The following is a 20,087-nucleotide window of genomic DNA, read 5'->3' on the forward strand; positions in this document are numbered from 1 at the left end:
GCGCGGCCGGGGGCCGGGTCAGCCGCTCGCGAGTTCGCGGCCCCGGTTGCGGGCCGCCTCGATGGCCTCCAGGACGGCGGCCCGGACGCCGTGCCGCTCCAGCTCGCGGATCGCCGAGATCGTCGTCCCGCCCGGGGAGGTCACGGCCTCGCGCAGCAGCACCGGGTGCTCGCCGGAGTCGCGGAGCATGATCGCGGCGCCCACCGCCGACTGGATGACCATCTCCAGCGCGGCGGCGCGGGGCATGCCGAGCAGGATGCCCGCGTCCACCATCGCCTCGACGAGGTAGTAGAAGTACGCCGGGCCGCTGCCGGACAGGGCCGTGGCGCCGTCCTGGAGCGACTCGGGGATGCGCAGCACCTTGCCGACCGGCGACAGCAGTTCCTCGGCCAGCTTCAGGTGCTCCTCGGCCGCGTGCGACCCGGGCGAGATGACGCTCATCGCCTCGTCCACGTGGACGGGCGTGTTCGACATGACGCGGACGACGGGCACGCCCTCGGGCAGCCGCGCCTCGATGAACCCGGTCGTGATGCCCGCCGCCATCGAGATCACCAGCCGACCGGGCGGCACGTGCGGGCCGACCTCGTCCAGCAGGGCCCCCATGTCCTGCGGCTTCACCGCGAGGACCAGCGTGCCGGCCGTGGCGGCGGCCTCCGCGTTCGACACGATCTCGATGCCGTACCGCTCCCGCAGCAGCGCGCCCCGCTCCTCCCGGCGCGCGGTCGCCATCAGCTCGGACGGGCGGCGGCCGGCCCGGAGCACCCCGGACAGCAGCGCCTCGCCCATCTTCCCGGCACCCAGAATCGCGATCATCGACATACCTTGACGTGGGGTTCCAACGACCCGTCCAGCCTATCGCCGGGCCGGTCGGCCCCGCCGCAGGACCGCCCTAGGACCGCCCTGCCAGCGAGCGGAGGAAGAAGCGCAGGTTGGCGGGCCGCTCGGCCAGGCGGCGCATGAAGTACTCGTACCATTCGCGGCCGTAGGCGACGTAGACGCGGACCTGGGCGCCGTCCGCGGCTAGGCGGCGCTGCTCCTGCGGACGGATCCCGTAGAGCATCTGGTACTCGAACGTGTCGTCGTCGCGCTCGTCCAGCACCGACAGCGCGGCGGCGACCTCGATGAGCCGGGGGTCGTGCGTGGCGAGCATCGGGTAGCCCTTGCCGGCCATCAGCACCTTCATGCACCGCACGTACGACCTGTCGACCTCCTCCTTGTCGGTGAAGGCGACCGCCGCGGGCGCCGCGTACGCACCCTTGCACAGCCTCACCCGCGAGCCCTCGTAGGCCAGTTCCGCGCAGTGCTCCTCCGCGCGGCGCAGGTACGCCTGGACGACCGCGCCCACGTCCGGGTAGTCACGCCGCAGTTCGTGGACGACCCCCAGCGTCGAGTCGACGGTCGTGTGCTCTTCCATGTCCAGGGTGACGGTCGTACTGGCCGAGCGGGCGGCGGTGCACACCCGCCGCGCGTTCTCCAAGGCGAGGTCATCGTCGAAGGTCTGCCCGACGGCCGAGAGCTTGAGCGACACCTCGGCGCGCCTGCCGAACCCGGCGGCGCCCAGCCGTTCCAGGAGCTCCACATAGTGCGCGACGTTCGCCTCGGCGCGGCCCTTGTCGTGGGTGTCCTCGCCCAGGACGTCCAGGCTGACGAGCAGGCCCTCGCCGGTCAGCCCGCCGGTGGCGCGCATGGCGTCGTCGATCGTCTCGCCGGCGACGAAGCGGCGGACGACGTCCTTGGTGAACGGCGCGGTCTCCACCAGCCTGCGCGCGCCGCCGCTGCGCGACGCGGCCAGCAACGCCTGACGAAGCACTGTGCGAACCCCTCGTCCCCGTGCGAACCCGGTCCCCGTGCGTACCGCTTCCTGGCTACCGTCCCAGGTTATGCCGCCGGGGCCCGGCGATCACGACACGGTGCCGAGGCTGTTCCCGGGCCCGTACTGCTGCACGTACTCCTGCATCTTCGCGGTCTTGACCGCCTCGAACAGGGTCTTGGCCTTCGGCCCGTCCAGGAACACGACGCTCTGCTTCTTGCGCATGCCGGTGCCCTTGTGCGGCAGCGTCATGAACATCACGTCGGACGGGCGGATGCCGCGCATGCTGAGCGCCAGCGAGCGCAGGTCGCCCGCCGACACCCCCTCGTCCACGCTGATCGACTTGGTGAGCGCCGACAGGAACCGGTCGAGCTTGAGGGGGTTGCTGAGCGTGCCCCGGTCGGCGGCCTGCTTGGCGAGGGCGCCGAGGAACGCCTGCTGGCGCTTGATCCGGTCGAAGTCGCCGTTCGGCAGGTTGTAGCGCTGCCGGACGAACAGCAGCGCGTCGTCGCCGTTCAGCTTCTGGCGGCCCGCCTCCCAGCGCTTCTTGCGCGCCGGGTCGTACACGCTCTGCTTGATGTTGACGGTGACGCCGCCGAGCGCGTCCGTCATCGACTTGAAGCCCTCGAAGTCGATCGCGCCGAAGTGGTCGATGCGGACGCCGGTGAGGTTCTCCATCGTCTCGATCAGCAGCTTCGGCCCGCCGAACGAGAACGCCGCGTTGATCTTCTGCGCCCCGTAGCCGGGGATCTCCACCCACGAGTCGCGGGGGAACGAGACGATGTAGGCCTTCTTCCGGTCCGCCGGCAGGTGCAGCAGCATGATCGTGTCAGTGCGCTGCTGCCCCGGCTTCCAGACCTGGTTGCCCTCGCCGGTCGTCGCGGAGTCGGCTCGCGAGTCCGACCCGACGAGCAGCCAGTTCTCGGTCCCCTCGACGTTCTTGCCCGGCCGCCGCGCCCCGTCGTCCGGCATCACGCCCTTGATCCGGTCGATGTTGCCGTTGTAGGACGACTGGCGCTGCCACACCAGGCCGCCGATCCCGGCCACGACCAGCGCCAGGAACACGCCCACCGCGATCAGGACGCGGGGCCAGCGCCGCTTGCGCCGCGTCTCGCCGCCGCCGTCCGAGCCGCCGCCCCAGAACGCGTCCTCGGCGCCCGGCCCGGGGGCGCCCGGAGCCTCGGCGGCCCCCGGCCCCGCGGGCGTACGCGCACCCTCGTCGGACGCCTGCGGCCCGTGCGAGCCGTGAAGATCTGGGGAGGTCATGGCGCGAAGCTACCAGCCCCGCCGCGCGGGGACGGCCGACTTCGCCCGCTCTGTCCGCTTACGGCGCACTCGCCCGTCCGGGTAAACCCCGCCCCCCGTTCGCGGGTCGGGCCCTGCCCCATGCGGGGCTCACGCGCTCCGGCGGCGGAGGGTCACCGCGCCCAGCAGGAGGGCGACCACCACGAAGGCGGCCATCACGGAGACGTCGAGGGCCAGGGTGCCGGTGAAGTCGGGGCTGGTGCTGATCTGCTGCATGCCCTCGACCGCGTAGGTGAGGGGGAGGACGTCCGCGATCGCCTGGAGCCAGGACGCCATGCTCTCGCGCGGGACGATCAGGCCGCAGAGCAGCAGCTGCGGCAGGACGAACGCGGGCAGGAACTGGACGGCCTGGAACTCGGTGCGGGCGAACGCGCTGGCGAACAGGCCGAGCGCCATGCCGAGCACCGCGTCCAGCACCGACACCAGGACCAGGGACGCGAGCGAGCCGCTCAGGTCGAGGCCGAGCCAGGTCAGCGAGATGGACAGCACGACCGCGACCTGGACGAGCGTGAGCAGCCCGAAGGCGAGCGCGTAGCCGAGCAGGAGGTCGAGCTTGCCGAGCGGCATGGTCATCAGCCGTTCGAGGGTGCCGCCGGTGCGCTCGCGGAGGGTCGCGACGCTGGCCACGACGAACATGACGGTGAACGGGAACAGGCCGAGCAGCATGGGCCCGATCCGGTCGAAGACCATCGGCTGGTCGAACACGTACCGCAACAGGATCATCAGCAGCGACGGCACGCCGACCAGCAGGGCGAGCGTGCGGTGGTCGTGCCTGAGCTGCGCCAGGATGCGGCGGGTCGTGGCGACCGTGACGGCGGCGCTCATGTCGGGCTCCCGGCCTTCTCGTGGATCAGGTGGAGGAACGCCTCTTCGAGGTCGGCCGCGCCGGTGCGCGAGCGCAGGCCGTCCGGCGTCCCGTCGGCGAGGATCTCGCCCTCGCGCATCAGCAGCAGCCGGTCGGTGCGCCCCGCCTCGTCCATGACGTGGCTGGACACGACGAGGGTGGTGCCCCGGTCGGCCAGCTCGCGGAACAGCTCCCACAGCTCCTGCCGCAGCACCGGGTCGAGGCCCACGGTGGGCTCGTCCAGGACGAGCAGCTCGGGCACGCCGAGCAGCGCGACGGCGAGGTTGAGGCGGCTGAGCTCCCCGCCCGACAGCGTCGCCGCCGTCTGGTGGCGGTTGCGGCCGAGCCCGACCTCGTCGAGGACGCGGACGACGTCCGAGCGCGGGGCGCCCAGGACGGACGCGAAGTAGCGCAGGTTCTCGGTGACGGTCAGGTCGGCGTAGACGGCCGGGGTCTGCGTCGCGTACCCGACGCGGCGCCGCAGGCCGGGCGACCCGGCGGGCTCGCCGAGCACGGTCACCGTGCCGCTCAGCACGATCTGGACGCCGACCAGGGCCCTCATCAGGGTCGTCTTCCCGCAGCCGCTCGGACCGAGCAGCCCCACGATCGAGCCGCGCGGCACGTCGAAGGCGAGGTCGTGCAGCACCTCCTGGCCGCCGCGGACGACCCGCAGGTCGCGCACCCGCACGGCGGCCTCGGACGCCTGGGCGGGACTAGAACTCATCATGTGTTGAATTTATGCCGACACGGAGGCCCGGTCAAGGGGGCGAAGGTCCCGTCGAGGAAGGGCCGTCAGGAAGCGGCCGCCCAGACGGGCCGCACGAACGGGCCCTGAAGAAGGGGCCCTTCAAGAAGGGCCAGGCGAAGGGACCATCACGAAGGGCACGTCACGAAGGGGCATCGCGGAGGGACCGCCGCGAAGGGGCGGCGCGGAGAGGGGGTCAGGGCGCCAGGTAGCGCTGGAGGGTCGGCGCCACCAGTTCGATCAGTTCCTCCGCGGAGGCGGAGGCCAGCGGCTCGATGCGCAGCACGTGCCGCAGCACCATCAGTCCGACCATCTGGCCCGCGGCCGCCTGGATGCCGAGCGGGGCCGCGTCCGTCGCCTGCGAGGCCCGCCCGAACAGCGCGGACGCGACGAACTCGCGCAGCAGCGCGGCCGCCCGCTCGTTCGTCATCGCCGAGCGGAGCATCGCGAGCATCGGGGCGCGGCGCTCCTCGTCCTCCCACACCTGGAGGAAGGTGCGCGCGACGGCCTCGCCGCGGCGTTCGCGGGGGAAGGCCAGGATGCGCGGCAGCAGGACGGCCGGGTCCACCGGGAAGCGCATCGCCTCGATGAACACGCCCTCCTTGTTGCCGAAGAAGTGGTGCACCAGCGCGGGGTCGACCTCCGCGGCGCGGGCGATGGCGCGCAGCGACGCCCCGTCGTAGCCCTTCTCGGCGAACAGCTCCCGCGCCGAGGCGAGGATCTTCTCGCGCGTCTCGGTCGGGCCCGGCCGGCGTCCCGGACCCCGGCCGCGCGCCTTGGCGGGCTCCGCCGCCCCACGCTGCCCCTGGGGGTCGCTCACCGGCGCACGCCCCGGCGGGTGACCTCCCCGGCCGAGGTGACCTCCCACGTGTGGGCGGCGGCGGCCAGGTGCAGGCGCGCGAACGCGAGGGCCTCGGCGAGGTCCTCCATCCGCTCAACGCGGCTGGACGCCCGCCGCGTGTTGACCTCCAGGACGATGTGCCCCTTGAAGCCGCCCTCGGCGAGGTTCTCCAGCATCGCCCCGCACGGCTGGTTGCCCCGGCCGGGGACGAGGTGCTCGTCCTTGTTCGTGATGCCGACCCCGTCGGCGAGGTGGATGTGCCGCAGCCGGTCTCCCAGGCTCCCCGCCATGTCGATGGCGTCCGAGCCCGAGACGGCGGTGTGCGACAGGTCGAGGGTGACGTGCGGGTAGTCCTGGTCGACGGGGTTCCAGTCGGGCAGGTACATGCCCGCCTCCGCGCCGCGCGCCTTGAGCGGGAACATGTTCTCGACCGCGAACAGCACGTCCGTCTCGTCCTGCATGCGGGCGAGGCCCTCGACGAACTCCTTCGCGTACTCGCGCTGCCAGCGGAAGGGCGGATGCACGACGACGACCTCGGCGCCCAGTTCCTCGGCGACGTCCTTCGAGCGCACCAGCTTGCCCCACGGGTCGCGACCCCAGACCCGCTGGGTGAGCAGCAGGCAGGGCGCGTGGATCGACTTGATGGGGACCTGGTGGTAGTCCGACAGCCGGCGCAGGACGTTCAGGTCCTGGGACGAGGCGTCCGTCGAGACCATCACCTCGACGCCGTCGTAGCCCAGCAGCGCAGCGATCTCGAAGGCGCTCGGTACCTTCTCCGGGTACACGGACGCGGTGGAGAGCGTGATCGGCGCGTCCGGTACGCGGAGCGCCGGTGAAGGGACGCCGTTGTGCTGCGGAGTCAAGGCTTCCTCGCCAGGAATGATCGCTCGGCCGTGTTCGTGAAGCTGTCTCGCGAAAGCGGTGTTCGTAAAAGAGAGCCTATGCCGCCGCGGCCGTGATGAAACACTCGCCCGGAGTGATCTCGCTTGCTCTGCCCGGAGCGCGGCTACCCTCTGTCCCCGTGGCCGAGATCGCGCGGGGCGCCGTGCCGAGCCCCAACATCTGGAACTCCCCTCAGGTCTACGAGCTGGAGAACCGCGCCGTCGATCCCGACGGCCTGCTGGCCGGCGCCATGCGCGCGATCCGTCCCTGGAAAGGCGCCGACGTCCTCGACGTCGGCTGCGGGACCGGCTTCCACCTGCCCTTCTTCGCCGAGGACGCGCGCCGGGTGATCGGCGTGGAGCCGCACGCGGGCCTCGCCTCGGCCGCCGCGCGCCGGACCCGGGACCTTCCGGGCGTCACCGTGCGCGTCGGCACCGCGCAGGCGCTGCCGCTGCCCGACGCGTCCGTCGACGTCGCCCACGCGCGGTGGGCGTACTTCTTCGGCCCGGGCTGCGAGCCGGGCCTCGCCGAACTGGACCGGGTCGTCCGGCGCGGTGGCGCGATCTTCATCATCGACAACGACGCCACCCGCTCCACGTTCGGCCGCTGGTTCCGGCGCGGCCTGCCGAAATACGACCCCGCCGCCGTCGAGCGGTTCTGGACGCGGCGCGGCTTCCACCGGGAGCCGCTGACGATCCGGTGGGCGTTCCAGAACCGGGAGGACCTCGCGGCCGTCCTGCGCATCGAGTTCCCGCCCGACCTCGCCGACGCCTGCCTGCGCGAACATCCCGGCCTTGAGGTGGACTATGCCGTGAATTTGTGGTGGCGTTGCCCCTGAGTTACCAGTCGGTTGGGTCACGGGAGGAACGCACCATGGGTCGCGCCGCCGCCACGAGCCGAGTCACCGCCGGGAGGGCGCTCGGCGGTCTCCTCGCCGCCACCGCCCTCGGCGCGGCCGGCGCCGGCGCCGGGCTGGTCGCCCAGCGCCGCGCCATGCGCGCCCTGCAACTGCGCCCCGACCCGTTCGCGGGCGAGCCGTTCGGGTCGCTGCGCGGCCGCCCCCTGCCGGTCCGCGCCGACGACGGCACCCGCCTCTACGCCGAGATCGACGGCGAGGACCGCACCGACCTCGCCGTCGTGTTCTGCCACGGCTGGACGCTCACCCAGGACTCCTGGCACTTCCAGCGCAAGGCCCTGCGCGGCCTCGGCCGCCTCGTCTTCTGGGACCACCGCGGCCACGGCCGCTCCGACGGCGGCGCCCGCGACGGCTACGCCGTCTCCCGCCTGGCCCGCGACCTCGGCGCCGTGATCGACGCGACCGTCCCCGCCGAGACGCCCGTCGTCCTGGTCGGCCACTCGATGGGCGGCATGACGATCATGCGGTACGCCGACGAGAACCCCGGCCTGGTCGGACGCAAGATCCTCGCGGCCGGGCTGCTCTGCACGTCGTCCGGGGGGCTCGGCGAGGTCACCCTCGGCATGCCCGCGCTCGTCGCGCGCGTCGCCCACCGCGTCGTGCCCCGCGCCCTCGGCGCGCTGGGCGCGAGCTCCGGCGCCGTCGAGCGGGTCCGCCACCTGGGCCGCGACGCCGCCGCCCTCCTGGAGGACATGGTCGCCTTCGGCCCGGACGCCTCCCCAGCCGCGGTCGCGTTCGCCGAGCAGATGATGACCGACACCAGGATGGACGCCTTCGTCGACTTCCTCCGCTCCATGATCACCACCGAGGTGATCAGCGACTGCGCGGCGCTCGGCGGCGCCGACACCCTCGTCCTCGGCGCGGAGAACGACATGCTCACCCCGGTCGAGCACAGCCTGAAGATCGCCGCCTGCGTCCCGTCCGGGCGGCTGGAGGTCGTCCCCACCGCCGGGCACATGGCCATGATGGAGCGGCCCGGGACCGTGTCCGACCACCTCGGCGACCTGATCGAGCGGGCCCGCAAGAACAGCTGACCCCGCCGCACCCTCGCGGAAACCGGGACGAACCGGGCGTCGGGTGAAGAGTGTCGGTGCCCGGCTCTACGCTTCCGCGCATGGCGAAGGCGAAGACGGCCAAGGCCGCCTACCGGTGCTCGGAGTGCGGGTGGCAGACGTCCAAGTGGGTCGGGCGCTGCGGCGAGTGCCAGACATGGGGAACGGTCACCGAGGCCGCGTCGGCGACCCCGGCCCGGGTCGTGTCGGCCGGGCCGGTCAGCTCGCCGGCCCGCCCGATCGGGCAGGTCGACGTGCGGTCCGCGAAGACGCGCCCCACCGGCCTCGACGAGCTCGACCGCGTCCTCGGCGGCGGCATCGTGCCCGGGGCCGTCCTGCTGCTGGCGGGCGAGCCCGGCATCGGCAAGTCGACGCTGCTGCTGGAGGTCGCCGCCCTGGCCTCGACCTCGTCCGGCGACTCGGCGGGCTCTTCCGGCTCGGCGGGTCCGGCGGGCGAGAACGTCCTGTACGTGACGGGCGAGGAGTCGGCCGAGCAGGTCCGGCTGCGCGCCGACCGCGTCGGCGCGATCACCGACCGGCTCTACCTGGCGGCCGAGACGGAGCTGTCCGCCATCCTCGGCCACATCGAGTCGGTGGATCCCGGGCTGCTCGTCGTCGACTCCATCCAGACGATCGGCACCTCCGAGGCCGACGGCGCGCCCGGCGGCGTCACCCAGGTCCGCGAGGTCGCGGCCAACCTGATCAGGGTCGCCAAGGAGCGCGGCATGACCGTCGTGCTGGTCGGCCACGTGACCAAGGAGGGCTCGATCGCCGGGCCCCGCCTGCTGGAGCACCTGGTCGACGTCGTCCTGTACTTCGAGGGCGACCGGCACTCCCGGCTCCGGATGATCCGCGCCATGAAGAACCGGTACGGCCCCACCGACGAGCTGGGCTGCTTCGACCTGTCCGAGGTCGGCATCGTCGGGCTGCCCGACCCGAGCGGGCTGTTCCTTACCCGCCGCGAGGAGGCCGTGCCCGGAACCTGCGTCACCGTCACCCTCGAAGGGCGCCGCCCCCTCGTCGCCGAGGTGCAGTCGCTCGTCGCCAAGTCGCACCTGCCCGCGCCGCGGCGCGCCACCTCCGGCCTCGACACCTCCCGCGTCGCGATGGTCCTCGCCGTCCTCGCGCAGCGCTGCAAGATCTCCATGCACGAGCAGGACGTGTACGTCTCGACCGTCGGCGGCGTCCGGCTCGCCGAGACCTCCGTCGACCTCGCCCTCGGCCTCGCCGTCGCGGGCTCCACCGTCGAGCAGGCCCTCTCCACCAGCCTCATCGCGCTCGGCGAGGTGGGCCTTGCCGGAGAGGTCCGCATCGTGCCCGGCGTGCAGCGGCGGCTGGCCGAGGCGGCCCGGCTCGGGTTCAAGTACGCCGTCATCCCGCGCGGCTCCCTCGAACTGGCCGACGGGCCCCTCAAACGCGCGGATCCGCAGCTCAGCAGCTACGAGGGGATGAAGGTCATGGAGGTCGACAGCCTCCAGCAGGCGCTGCAGGTGGCCTTTACCGCGCCCTGACAGGCGTCCCGCCAGAGTATTACTTCACACAACGCACGCTTGCGACCTGGGGAGGAACCAGCGCGCGGCCCGCCTCGGTAAACTGGCGCCCGTCCAGCGACCTCCGGGGGTCAGGTGCCAGTACACGACAAGAGTCACGACGAACGACGCCGCGCCACCTTGGCCGCGGTGGCTCCGGGCACCCAGATCCGCGACGGGCTGGAGCGCATCCTGCGGGGCCACACCGGCGCGCTGATCGTGCTCGGCTACGACAAGCCCGTCGAGGACCTGTGCTCGGGCGGCTTCGAGCTCGACGTCGAGTTCTCCGCCACCCGGCTGCGCGAGCTCGCCAAGATGGACGGCGCGATCGTCCTCGACGACAGCCACACCCGCATCGTCCGCGCCGCCGTCCACCTCGTGCCGGACTCCACCCTCCCCACCGAGGAGTCGGGAACCCGCCACCGCACCGCCGAGCGCGTCGCCCGCCAGACCGGCCTGCCGGTCATCTCGGTGAGCCAGTCGATGCACATCATCGCGCTCTACCTCGACGGCATCCGCTACGTCCTGGAAGACTCCGCGGCCATCCTCTCCAAGGCCAACCAGGCCCTGGCGACGCTCGAACGCTACAAGCTGCGCCTCGACGAGGTGTCCGGCACGCTGTCGGCACTGGAGATCGAGGACCTCGTCACCGTCCGGGACGTCAGCGCCGTCGTCCAGCGCCTGGAGATGGTGCGCCGCATCGCCGACGAGATCGAGGGCTACGTCGTCGAGCTCGGCACCGACGGCCGGCTGCTGTCCCTCCAGCTCGACGAGCTGGTCTCCGGGGTCGACGTCGACCGGCAGCTGATCGTCCGCGACTACCCGTCCGCAGACACCCGCACCCGCGGCGTCGACGCCATCCTGTCCTCCCTTGACACCCTCTCGGCCAACGAACTGCTCGACCTGTCCACGGTCGCCGAGGTGATGGGCTTCGCCGGCCCCGACGCCCTCGACCTGCCCGTGAGCCCCAAGGGCTTCCGGCTGCTCGCCAAGGTGCCCCGCCTGCCGAGCACGGTCGTCGAGCGCCTCGTCGAGCACTTCGGCGGCCTGCAGAAACTCCTCGCCGCCAGCATCGACGACCTCCAGGCCGTCGGCGGCGTGGGCGAGTCCCGCGCCCGGAGCGTCCGCGAGGGCCTGTCCCGCCTGGCCGAATCCTCCATCCTGGAACGCTACGTCTGACCCCGGCCCCCAGGCCACCCACCCGAACCGCCCACAAGAGCCCGCCCCACCACCCGGATATCCCACACCCGAACGCCTCGCCCAACCCAGGCACCGGAACCGGCGAACACGCCCCCGGAGCGCCCGCGAGGCCTGTTCCGCTAGCTCGAATCCTCCATCCTGGGACCCTTTCATCCAGGGTGAGCTGGACGCAGTCGGGTCTCCGGTAGATGGGTCTCGTCACGAAGGAACCCAGCTACAGGAGTTACGTCAGCGGAGGGTGAAGACCAGTTTTCTGGCCGTCGCGCCTTTCAGGGTGGCCACGTAGGTGCCGGGGCGAGCGCGCACCTTGCCCTCGCAGTCGCGCCGGCGGTTCCAGGCGACCTCGTCCACAAAGGGGATGCCTCGCTGGAGGGTCGCTTTGGGCTCACCCTCCTTGCGGCACTTGGCCGACGACCAGATCCGGTCCGCGCCGGAGGTGATGCGGACGTCCAGCGAGGCCCGGTCGAACACGCAGGAGCCCTCTCCCGTGCTGACGACCGTGACGCGGAACTCCGGCCGTTCGGTCCCCGCGTAGACGTTCTTCGCGGCGGACATGTTGACGACGAGCTCATCGGGGTCGCAGGGGCCGCCGTCGGCCTGCCCCGCCCCGGGCGTGGTCGTCGTGGTGACGGTCACCGTGGGCATGGCGCTCGGCGGCGGCGGAGGGCCCGCGCCGTCGACCGCGCTCGCGTCGCGGACCCGCTCGTCCTCCCCGGCGCCGCCGGTGCCGCCTCCGCACGCCCAGGCCAGGAGGCCGACGGCGCCGAGGACGCCGGCCAGGGCCAGCGCGCGCCGCTTCCAGTACCGGTCGAGCCCGATACCATTTCCATCACTTTCAGTGTTCGCCCCCATGCGGGCAGTATGCATTCGCCGAAGCGGAAAGAGCGGACGACCCGCCGCGTGCCACAATGGCGACGCGCCATGAACACCGACTCCGCCTACACCGCCCCGATCCTCGACTGGTACGACGCGAACGCCCGGGACCTGCCGTGGCGGGCGCCGGACGCGCCCCCCTGGGGCGTCCTCGTCAGCGAGATCATGCTCCAGCAGACGCCGGTCTCCCGCGTCCTGCCCGTCTGGGACGCGTGGATGACGCGCTGGCCGACCCCCGCCGCGCTCGCCGCCGAACCGTCCGGCGAGGCCGTCCGCGCGTGGGGACGGCTCGGCTACCCGCGCCGCGCGCTGCGCCTCCACGAGACCGCTCGCGCGATCACCGAACGGCACGGCGGCGATGTCCCCTCCTCGCACGCGGACCTGCTGGCGCTCCCCGGCATCGGCGCCTACACGGCCGCGGCGGTCGCCAGCTTCGCGTTCCGGCAGCGGCACGCCGTCCTCGACACCAACGTCCGGCGCGTCCTGGCCCGGCTGCTCACCGGCGTCGAGTACCCGCCGAAGACGCAGACCAGGGCCGAGGTCAGGCTCGCGGAGAGCCTCCTGCCGCTCGACCCGCCGACCGCCGCCCGCTGGGCCGTCGCCGTCATGGAACTGGGCGCGCTGGTCTGCACAGCCCGCTCGCCCCGCTGCGTCGACTGCCCGGTCATCGACAGGTGCGCATGGCAGTCGAACGGCCGCCCCACCTACGACGGGCCGCCCCGCCGGGGCCAGACGTACGCCGGCACCGACCGGCAGTGCCGGGGCCGCCTCCTGGCCGTCCTCCGGGACGCCGAAGAACCGGTCGCGAAACCGGCCCTCGACATCGTCTGGTCAGACCCCGTCCAACGCGAACGCGCCCTCGACGCCCTCATAGCCGACGGCCTAGTAGACCCCCTAGAAGACGGCCGCTACGCCCTACCCAGCTGACCCGGGCACCACCCCACCCCGACTTGCGCCCCACCCCCACTGAACGCCCACCCACCACCCCTCAGCCCCCAAGACGGCAAAGCAGATCACCCCGCCCACCTCCGCACGGCCGCACCAAACGGCGCCAGCCCTGCCCCCGAAAAGCCGAAGGTCAAACGAACCCGCCCACTACCGCGCCGGCGAACCGCTCCCGCTGCGCATGTCATGCCTGCCTACCTCGGCGGGGGGCGTGAGAACGTCGCTCGGCCCTGCTTTGGGAACTGCCCTGGGAGGACGTGCTGTTCGGGCTGGGCTCGCTGGTCTGCGGGGGCGCACTACCCCCGGCGAGGTCGCGCAGGGGGCGGTGCAGTTGTTCGGCGGCGACGGCTGCATTAGCGAGTGTCACGGGGATCGGAATTCGGCGTCTTCAGGGAAGTGGGACGCCGGCTCTCTCGGCGTTGATTTCGGAGCGGACCAGTTCCAGAAGTCGTCCCACCCAGTTGCGGCCTTCGGCTCCGCGTGCGATCCAATGGTCGGATCCGCTTCCGCTGTAGGCGATCGGCGCGTCGGCCGTGCCGAGCAGGATCTCCGCCAATTTCGGATGCTGCGCGTATTTGGCGCGAAGGAGCCCGCTCATCACTGCCGTCCTGACGTCCGGCCACTCCTGACGGCGGGGTGCCTCGGCCGCGATCTCCTGGGCGTGGTAGGGGCGTTCAGCTGCGCGGATCCGCTCGCGGGCGTCGGGATCCTCGGTGGACAGGGCCCAGTAGGCGTGCGTGACCGTCGGATAGACGACATCGCCGACCTCGATGGGGGCCGGGTAGTCGTTCTGCAGGGCGTCGACTCCCGGATCCGTCGGCCACCCCTTCGGAAACACGCGGCCGCCGAAGTGAATCGTCGCGGACACAGGTTCGGGTGAATCGTCGGCCGGGCGTTTCGCCGCGAACTCAGTGCGATCACGCTCCTCCTCGGCGAAGTAGTCGAACGCCCATTCCCGCATGGCTTCGGTGACCACGTCGTCCTCGAACCAGCCGCCTATCGGACGCTCGCCGATATCGGTGCAGAGGAAGACCAGCGGCCGGTCCTTGCTGTCCATGTCGCCGAGCGCGTAATGGCGTTTGTGCCCGGGGATCGCCAGGTACGCCTCGCGCAGCGCCAGCCGGTCGGCCTCGTCCCTGGACTCCAGATACCGGTCCAGCGCGGCCAGGCAGCGGCCGGTGGAGTCCGGGCGACCGTTGAGCCGCTCGATGTCGTCGGCCACCTCCCCCAGCAGCATCTCCGCGGTGAGGCCGAACACCGGATCGGCGGCCTTCCACCCGCCCAGCTCGAAGGCGCTGATCTCGCCGCCCTCGGGCACCTCTGTGACCACCCAGCCGCATTCGAGCTTCTTCCGCAGGCCCTCAAGGTCGACCCACTCCCAGCAGTCGATCAAGCCGTCGGCGAAGATCCGAAGGTCCGTGAGGTGGTACGTGAAGTTGTGGATGAAGACGGGCCTCGCCACTCCCTCGATGCGCCGGCCGTCCTCGACGCGATAGATCCGTTGCAATGCGGGGACTCCTCATTCCTCGTCCAGCGGCGCAGGGCGCAGCCGCTCAACCGTCACCTTCGCCACCAGTTGGATGTTGACGAGGACAGCCGTCACCGCCACCTCGCGCAGCCCCTCGTCAGCTCATCGGGGACACGACACCCACGTCCCGGACATGCGCATCCGGCCGAATCATGGTCGGGCCTCCCCCGGGAGTCAACGAATATTCGCTCGTCAGCCCCGGCCACCGGCTCGTACCGTACGCACGTGCGCGATCTGCTGAGCCTGCCCAAAGCCCACCTGCACGTTCATCTTGAGAGCACCGTCCGCCATGCCACTCTCCGCGAGATCGGCGCAGCGAACGGCGTGCGGGTCCCGGACGATGTCGGCACGTTCAGTGACTTCGCCTCCTTCTTCGCGCAGAACGAACTCGTCCGCGCCTGCCTGCAGCGGGCCGACGACTTCCGCCGCGTCGCCTACGAGTTCTGCGAGGACGAGTCGGCCCAAGGCGTCCGGTACGCCGAGGTCTCGTTCACGGCCGCCGCGCATGGCGAGCGCCTCGGAGACCTCGGCATGCCCTTGGCGGCCGTCCTGGAGGGCCTGGAAGCGGGCCAGGAAGCCTTCGGCATCGAGTGCCGCCTGATCCTCGACCACTCCCGCCGCCGCTCCGTAGAGCGCGCCTGGCGGACCCTGGAGCTGGCCCGCCGGCACGACCGCGTGGTCGCCGTGGGCCTCGCGGGTGACGAGGCGCACCCCGGCGCCCCCTTCACCGAGGTCTTCGCCGCCGCCCACGACGCCGGGCTCCACGTCGTCCACCACGCGGGCGAGGGCGAGGGACCCGCCAGCATCCGTCAGGCCCTCGGCCCCGGTCGCACCGAACGCCTGGGCCATGGCATCCGGGTCCTGGACGACCCGGACCTGGTCGCCGAGGTCCGGGAACGCCGAATCGCCCTGGAAGTCTGCCCGTCCTCGAACGTCGCCCTGGGCTTCGTTCCGTCCCTGGACGCGCACCCCCTCCCCCGCCTCCGCGACGCGGGTCTGCTGGTGACCCTCAACACCGACATCCCCGCCCTGATCGACACCCCTCTCGCCACCGAGTACGCCCACGTCCGCACCGCCTTCGGCTACGACGACCCGGCCCTGGCCGAACTGGCCCGCGCGGGCGTGACCGCCTCCTTCGCCCCGCCCCGCACGAAAGAGACCCTCCACGAAGCGATCACAGCCTGGCTCACGGCACCCCCTGCCTCCCCTTGAGCAGCACCCCCGATCCGCCCAGACCCCTCGCCCCGAGCCCGACCGCGCCGGACGACACGAGCCCGACAACACGAGCCCGACAGCGCGAGCCGGATGGCCGGAGTGGGGCCAGAGCCCAGCCCCTCTGAACAGGACCAGCAGGATCCGACGAGCAAGACCCGATCCACCGTGGCTCTGATCCAAGGATCCGCGACGGCGGCGGACGCCGGAGACCGAACGGCGTTCTGTGGATTACTCGACCGGCGCCTCGGGCTCGCGGATGAAGAGGCAGAACGGGTGCCCCACGGGGTCCAAGCAGACCCGGACGTCATCATCCGGCTGGAAGTCGGCCAAGACGGCCCCCACGGCCTCCGCGTGCTCCAACGCGGCATCCAGGTCCTCCACCTCGAAGTCCAGGTGAACCATCTGCAGTTGGGCGCCTTCAGCGGCGGGCCAGGTAGGGGCCTTGTAGAGCGGCTCCGTCTGGAACGACAGGCCGGTGCCGCCACCCGGCGGACGCAGCTTCACCCAGTCGGGCTCGTCCTGCACGACCGTCCAACCGAGGAGCCGCCGATAGAAGTCCGCCAGCGCGTGCGGGTCAGGAGCATCAAGGACGGGGGCGGAAAGGATCAGACGGCTCATCACGACTCCCGGGGGCAGTTGATCATGTGAGGGGATACTGCCCGCGAGGAGCCCGTACATGCGCAGAGCCCGGACATGCGATGGCCTCTTGCGCCCACCTCAGCCACCGCCGCAACCACGCAACAGCCTCAAGGCTCGCGATCGCGTCCGAAGGCAGATTCGAGCGAAGCCAGAATCTGATCGCGAAGCGAGCCGCAAGGCGAGACGGAGCGATGCCAGCGATCGCCCACAGTGCCCGACGATGGAGGGCCGTCAGGGCCCGAAGGAGGAGGGCACTGCCAATGAACACAGCCAAAGGCCCGCGACCGGTTTCAACCGGTCACGGGCCTTTGCGTGCGGACGTCAGTCCTTGTTGAAGTTGACCGCGCCCTCGATGGGGGGCGGGCTGTCCGGGACGGTGGACGGCTTCGGCACGCCCTTGAACGTGAACTTGGCGTTCTCGGCCGAGTCCTTGTTCTCGGGGTCGAAGCCCTCCGTGCCGACGATCACGATCTGGCCGGGCTTGAGCTCGTTGTACAGGATCTTCTCGGACAGGTTGTCCTCGATCTCCCGCTGGATCGTGCGGCGCAGCGGCCGGGCGCCGAGCACCGGGTCGTAGCCGCGGATCGCGAGCAGGTCCTTGGCCTCCTGGCGGAGCTCGATCCCCATGTCGCGGTCGTGGAGCCGCTGGTCCACCTTGGCGATCATCAGGTCGACGATCTGGATGATCTCCTTCGGCGTGAGCTGGTGGAAGACCACCGTGTCGTCGACGCGGTTGAGGAACTCGGGCCGGAAGTGCTGCTTGAGCTCCTCCGAGACCTTCGCCTTCATCCGCTCGTACGAGCCCTGCTCGTCGTTCTGCCGGGCGAAGCCCATGGAGACGCCCTTGGAGATGTCCTTGGACCCCAGGTTCGTCGTCATGATGATGACGGTGTTCTTGAAGTCCACGACGCGGCCCTGCGCGTCGGTGAGGCGGCCGTCCTCCAGGATCTGGAGCAGCGAGTTGAAGATGTCCTGGTGGGCCTTCTCGATCTCGTCGAACAGGACCACCGAGAACGGCTTGCGGCGCACCTTCTCGGTGAGCTGGCCGCCCTCCTCGTACCCGACGTAGCCGGGCGGGGAGCCGAACAGCCGCGAGACGGTGTGCTTCTCCATGAACTCGGACATGTCGAGCTGGATCAGCGCGTCCTCGTCGCCGAACAGGAACTCCGCGAGCGTCTTGGACAGCTCGGTCTTACCGACACCGGACGGGCCGGCGAAGATGAACGAGCCGCCGGGACGCTTCGGGTCCTTCAGACCGGCGCGGGTACGCCGGATCGACTGCGAGAGCGCCTTGATGGCGTCCTCCTGGCCGATGACGCGCTTGTGGAGCTCGTCCTCCATGCGCAGCAGGCGGGTCGACTCCTCCTCGGTCAGCTTGAAGACCGGGATGCCGGTGGCGGTGGCGAGGACCTCGGCGATCAGCTCGTCGGTGACCTCGGCGACGACGTCCATGTCGCCGGCCTTCCACTCCTTCTCCCGCTGCGCCTTCTGGCCGAGCAGCTGCTTCTCGGAGTCGCGCAGCGCCGCGGCCTTCTCGAAGTCCTGCGCGTCGATCGCGGACTCCTTGTCGCGCCGGACGTCGGCGATCTTCTCGTCGTACTCGCGCAGGTCCGGCGGCGCGGTCATGCGGCGGATGCGCATCCGCGAGCCGGCCTCGTCGATCAGGTCGATCGCCTTGTCGGGCAGGAACCGGTCGCTGATGTAGCGGTCGGCGAGCTGCGCGGCGGCGACCAGCGCGCTGTCGGTGATCGACACGCGGTGGTGCGCCTCGTAGCGGTCCCGCAGGCCCTTGAGGATCTCGATCGTGTGGGACAGCGACGGCTCGGCGACCTGGATCGGCTGGAAGCGGCGCTCGAGCGCGGCGTCCTTCTCCAGGTGCTTGCGGTACTCGTCCAACGTGGTGGCGCCGATGGTCTGCAGCTCACCGCGCGCCAGCATCGGCTTGAGGATCGAGGCGGCGTCGATCGCGCCCTCGGCGGCGCCCGCACCGACCAGCGTGTGCAGCTCGTCGATGAACAGGATGATGTCGCCGCGGGTGCGGATCTCCTTCAGCACCTTCTTCAGGCGCTCCTCGAAGTCGCCGCGGTACCGGGAGCCGGCCACCAGCGCGCCCAGGTCGAGGGTGTAGAGCTGCTTGTCCTTGAGCGTCTCGGGCACCTCGCCCTTGACGATCTTCTGTGCAAGGCCCTCGACGACGGCGGTCTTGCCGACGCCGGGCTCGCCCACCAGGACGGGGTTGTTCTTGGTGCGGCGGGACAGCACCTGCATGACCCGCTCGATCTCCTTGTCCCGGCCGATGACCGGGTCGAGCTTGCCCTCGCGCGCCGCCTGCGTCAGGTTGCGGCCGAACTGGTCGAGCACGAGGGACGTGGAGGGAGCCGACTCCGAGGGACCGCCGGAGGCGGCCGGCTCCTTGCCCTGGTAGCCGTGCAGCAACTGGATGACCTGCTGGCGGACCCGGTTCAGGTCGGCGCCGAGCTTCACCAGCACCTGGGCCGCGACGCCCTCGCCCTCACGGATCAGACCCAGCAGGATGTGCTCGGTGCCGATGTAGTTGTGGCCGAGCTGCAACGCCTCGCGCAGCGACAGCTCAAGGACCTTCTTGGCACGCGGAGTGAACGGGATGTGGCCCGACGGCGCCTGCTGGCCCTGGCCGATGATCTCTTCAACCTGCTGACGCACGGCCTCAAGACTGATCCCCAGGCTCTCCAGAGCCTTGGCGGCCACGCCCTCACCCTCGTGGATCAGACCCAGGAGGATGTGCTCGGTGCCGATGTAGTTGTGGTTGAGCATCCTGGCCTCTTCCTGAGCCAGGACGACAACCCGCCGCGCGCGGTCGGTGAACCTCTCGAACATCTCGTCGCTCCTCACAGAGCGGTTGGGCAGAGTCCGGAACGTCCGGAACTGTCCTTCCGCATGCTAGCCCGCCCCGAGGAGGCCGCCCGGTGCACTCCCACCAGGAGACGTTCCCCAGCTATGCGCTGTTCAGTCTCATCCAACTACCGCATCGGTGCGTCATGTTCCCGCTACGCCCCAAGCGAACGGGGGACTTTTCGCAGGTCGGTCAAGGCGCGGGCCGAGAGTGCCGAATGGGGGTGGAGTTTCCACCCGCGCGCCCTGTGTACCTCACGGCGGACTCGGCGAACCGCGCGGACGCTACGCCACAAGCGAACGGCTCACCGGGAGAACGGCCGCCCCGCCGACGAAGCGCCCCGCTAACGGCGAACGGCCCGCCCCGCTAACGGAGACGGGCCGCCGGTGGTCCGGGCGGATCAGTTGGCCGCCTCGTACTGCTCGATCACGTGAGCCGGGATGCGGCCGCGCTCATTGACCTTGATGCCGTTGTTCTTGGCCCAGGCGCGGATCTCGGCACTGCGTTCGCGGCTGGAAGCGCCGCGCTGCCGGCGGCGGCGGTTGACCGTGCCCGCCTTACGGGACTTCTCGACGAACGGCTGCAGCGATTCCCGCAGCTTCGTCGCGTTGGCGCCACTGAGGTCGATCTCGTAGGAGGCGCCGTCGATCGAGAACGCTACGGTCTCGTCCGCCTCGCCACCGTCGAGGTCGTCGACGAGAAGCACCTGAACCTTCTGTGCCATGGGGACAGACCTTTCGGCTTGAGCAAACTCTAATCGAGTGCCAAAGATATACCTAGAACTTCGCAGATGACAATTCCGGCGTCCACCATGAACCGGCAGTCGAGGGAAACCGCCTTCCGCCCGTGACCGGCTGTAATCGGCCTCGTCGTTTCGGGTGCGCACAGACC

The 20,087-nt window shown here is 71.0% G+C and carries 18 protein-coding genes; 6 read left to right on the forward strand and 12 right to left on the reverse strand.

Annotation, left to right across the window (positions count from 1 at the left end; translation table 11 throughout):
* Positions 1–18 precede the first annotated feature (18 nt).
* From proC to ABWI07_RS15310, 7 genes are all read right to left on the reverse strand, one after another.
* A complete protein-coding gene (gene proC, locus ABWI07_RS15280; RefSeq protein WP_149259747.1) occupies positions 19–813 on the reverse strand; it encodes a pyrroline-5-carboxylate reductase in 795 nt (264 codons plus the stop codon).
* A gap of 76 nt (positions 814–889) precedes the next feature.
* Positions 890–1,810, reverse strand: a complete 921-nt coding sequence (locus ABWI07_RS15285) for a proline dehydrogenase family protein (RefSeq protein ID WP_353818921.1) — start codon at positions 1,808–1,810, stop codon at positions 890–892.
* A gap of 90 nt (positions 1,811–1,900) precedes the next feature.
* On the reverse strand, positions 1,901–3,076 hold the full coding sequence (locus ABWI07_RS15290) for an LCP family protein (protein WP_149259749.1): 1,176 nt from the start codon (positions 3,074–3,076) through the stop codon (positions 1,901–1,903).
* Positions 3,077–3,205: 129 nt separating this feature from the next.
* Complete coding sequence (locus ABWI07_RS15295) at positions 3,206–3,940, reverse strand: ABC transporter permease (protein ID WP_149259750.1); 735 nt, start codon at positions 3,938–3,940, stop codon at positions 3,206–3,208.
* On the reverse strand, positions 3,937–4,686 hold the full coding sequence (locus ABWI07_RS15300) for an ABC transporter ATP-binding protein (RefSeq protein ID WP_200841909.1): 750 nt from the start codon (positions 4,684–4,686) through the stop codon (positions 3,937–3,939). Before ABWI07_RS15300 ends, ABWI07_RS15295 begins: the two co-directional genes overlap by 4 nt.
* A 214-nt stretch (positions 4,687–4,900) precedes the next feature.
* On the reverse strand, positions 4,901–5,524 hold the full coding sequence (locus ABWI07_RS15305; RefSeq protein ID WP_353818922.1) for a TetR/AcrR family transcriptional regulator: 624 nt from the start codon (positions 5,522–5,524) through the stop codon (positions 4,901–4,903).
* On the reverse strand, positions 5,521–6,408 hold the full coding sequence (locus tag ABWI07_RS15310) for a sugar phosphate isomerase/epimerase family protein (protein ID WP_149259752.1): 888 nt from the start codon (positions 6,406–6,408) through the stop codon (positions 5,521–5,523). Before ABWI07_RS15310 ends, ABWI07_RS15305 begins: the two co-directional genes overlap by 4 nt.
* A gap of 158 nt (positions 6,409–6,566) precedes the next feature.
* Here ABWI07_RS15310 and ABWI07_RS15315 point away from each other — a divergent pair, with 158 nt between their 5' ends.
* The 4 genes from ABWI07_RS15315 (at position 6,567) to disA (ending at position 11,103) form a co-directional block, all read left to right on the forward strand.
* Entirely contained in the window at positions 6,567–7,265 is a 699-nt protein-coding gene (locus tag ABWI07_RS15315) for a class I SAM-dependent methyltransferase (protein WP_235036839.1), read from the forward strand.
* 35 nt (positions 7,266–7,300) lie between these two features.
* The gene (locus tag ABWI07_RS15320; RefSeq protein ID WP_353818923.1) at positions 7,301–8,377 is read left to right on the forward strand and encodes an alpha/beta fold hydrolase; all 1,077 of its coding nucleotides are present in this window, start codon (positions 7,301–7,303) and stop codon (positions 8,375–8,377) included.
* A gap of 80 nt (positions 8,378–8,457) precedes the next feature.
* Positions 8,458–9,906, forward strand: coding sequence for a DNA repair protein RadA (radA, locus tag ABWI07_RS15325; RefSeq protein WP_149259755.1), 1,449 nt, complete (start codon positions 8,458–8,460; stop codon positions 9,904–9,906).
* A 114-nt stretch (positions 9,907–10,020) separates the two neighbouring features.
* Positions 10,021–11,103, forward strand: coding sequence for a DNA integrity scanning diadenylate cyclase DisA (disA, locus tag ABWI07_RS15330; RefSeq protein ID WP_149259756.1), 1,083 nt, complete (start codon positions 10,021–10,023; stop codon positions 11,101–11,103).
* Positions 11,104–11,352: 249 nt separating this feature from the next.
* Here the strand turns inward: disA and ABWI07_RS15335 are convergent, their stop codons facing one another.
* Complete coding sequence (locus ABWI07_RS15335; protein WP_353818924.1) at positions 11,353–11,976, reverse strand: hypothetical protein; 624 nt, start codon at positions 11,974–11,976, stop codon at positions 11,353–11,355.
* Between the two features lie 69 nt (positions 11,977–12,045).
* On the opposite strand from ABWI07_RS15335, the gene ABWI07_RS15340 reads away from it, so the two are divergent.
* Positions 12,046–12,924, forward strand: a complete 879-nt coding sequence (locus ABWI07_RS15340) for an iron-sulfur binding domain-containing protein (protein ID WP_353818925.1) — start codon at positions 12,046–12,048, stop codon at positions 12,922–12,924.
* A 406-nt stretch (positions 12,925–13,330) separates the two neighbouring features.
* On the opposite strand, the gene ABWI07_RS15345 is transcribed toward ABWI07_RS15340, so the two are convergent.
* On the reverse strand, positions 13,331–14,449 hold the full coding sequence (locus ABWI07_RS15345; RefSeq protein WP_353818926.1) for an NADAR family protein: 1,119 nt from the start codon (positions 14,447–14,449) through the stop codon (positions 13,331–13,333).
* Positions 14,450–14,695: 246 nt separating this feature from the next.
* On the opposite strand from ABWI07_RS15345, the gene add reads away from it, so the two are divergent.
* Complete coding sequence (add, locus tag ABWI07_RS15350) at positions 14,696–15,682, forward strand: adenosine deaminase (protein WP_353818927.1); 987 nt, start codon at positions 14,696–14,698, stop codon at positions 15,680–15,682.
* A gap of 231 nt (positions 15,683–15,913) precedes the next feature.
* On the opposite strand, the gene ABWI07_RS15355 is transcribed toward add, so the two are convergent.
* From ABWI07_RS15355 to ABWI07_RS15365, 3 genes are all read right to left on the reverse strand, one after another.
* Complete coding sequence (locus tag ABWI07_RS15355) at positions 15,914–16,303, reverse strand: VOC family protein (RefSeq protein ID WP_353818928.1); 390 nt, start codon at positions 16,301–16,303, stop codon at positions 15,914–15,916.
* A gap of 342 nt (positions 16,304–16,645) precedes the next feature.
* A complete protein-coding gene (locus tag ABWI07_RS15360) occupies positions 16,646–19,180 on the reverse strand; it encodes an ATP-dependent Clp protease ATP-binding subunit (protein ID WP_149259762.1) in 2,535 nt (844 codons plus the stop codon).
* 416 nt (positions 19,181–19,596) lie between these two features.
* Positions 19,597–19,920 carry a histone-like nucleoid-structuring protein Lsr2 gene (locus ABWI07_RS15365; RefSeq protein ID WP_089316904.1) on the reverse strand — a complete coding sequence of 108 codons (324 nt, stop codon included), beginning with the start codon at positions 19,918–19,920 and terminating at the stop codon, positions 19,597–19,599.
* Positions 19,921–20,087: the final 167 nt, after the last annotated feature.

This window comes from Actinomadura sp. NPDC000600 (genome assembly GCF_040492135.1).
Taxonomy (GTDB): Bacteria; Actinomycetota; Actinomycetes; order Streptosporangiales; family Streptosporangiaceae; genus Spirillospora.

Excerpts from the sequence above, each read along its gene's own strand:
- proC (WP_149259747.1), bottom strand. The coding sequence starts at position 813 with ATGATCGCGATTCTGGGTGCCGGGAAGATGGGCGAGGCGCTGCTGTCC.
- ABWI07_RS15290 (WP_149259749.1), bottom strand. The coding sequence starts at position 3,076 with ATGACCTCCCCAGATCTTCACGGCTCGCACGGGCCGCAGGCGTCCGAC.
- ABWI07_RS15295 (WP_149259750.1), bottom strand. The coding sequence starts at position 3,940 with ATGAGCGCCGCCGTCACGGTCGCCACGACCCGCCGCATCCTGGCGCAG.
- ABWI07_RS15300 (WP_200841909.1), bottom strand. The coding sequence starts at position 4,686 with ATGATGAGTTCTAGTCCCGCCCAGGCGTCCGAGGCCGCCGTGCGGGTG.
- ABWI07_RS15320 (WP_353818923.1), top strand. The coding sequence starts at position 7,301 with ATGGGTCGCGCCGCCGCCACGAGCCGAGTCACCGCCGGGAGGGCGCTC.
- radA (WP_149259755.1), top strand. The coding sequence starts at position 8,458 with ATGGCGAAGGCGAAGACGGCCAAGGCCGCCTACCGGTGCTCGGAGTGC.
- ABWI07_RS15335 (WP_353818924.1), bottom strand. The coding sequence starts at position 11,976 with ATGGGGGCGAACACTGAAAGTGATGGAAATGGTATCGGGCTCGACCGG.
- ABWI07_RS15340 (WP_353818925.1), top strand. The coding sequence starts at position 12,046 with ATGAACACCGACTCCGCCTACACCGCCCCGATCCTCGACTGGTACGAC.
- ABWI07_RS15355 (WP_353818928.1), bottom strand. The coding sequence starts at position 16,303 with ATGAGCCGTCTGATCCTTTCCGCCCCCGTCCTTGATGCTCCTGACCCG.
- ABWI07_RS15360 (WP_149259762.1), bottom strand. The coding sequence starts at position 19,180 with ATGTTCGAGAGGTTCACCGACCGCGCGCGGCGGGTTGTCGTCCTGGCT.
- ABWI07_RS15365 (WP_089316904.1), bottom strand. The coding sequence starts at position 19,920 with ATGGCACAGAAGGTTCAGGTGCTTCTCGTCGACGACCTCGACGGTGGC.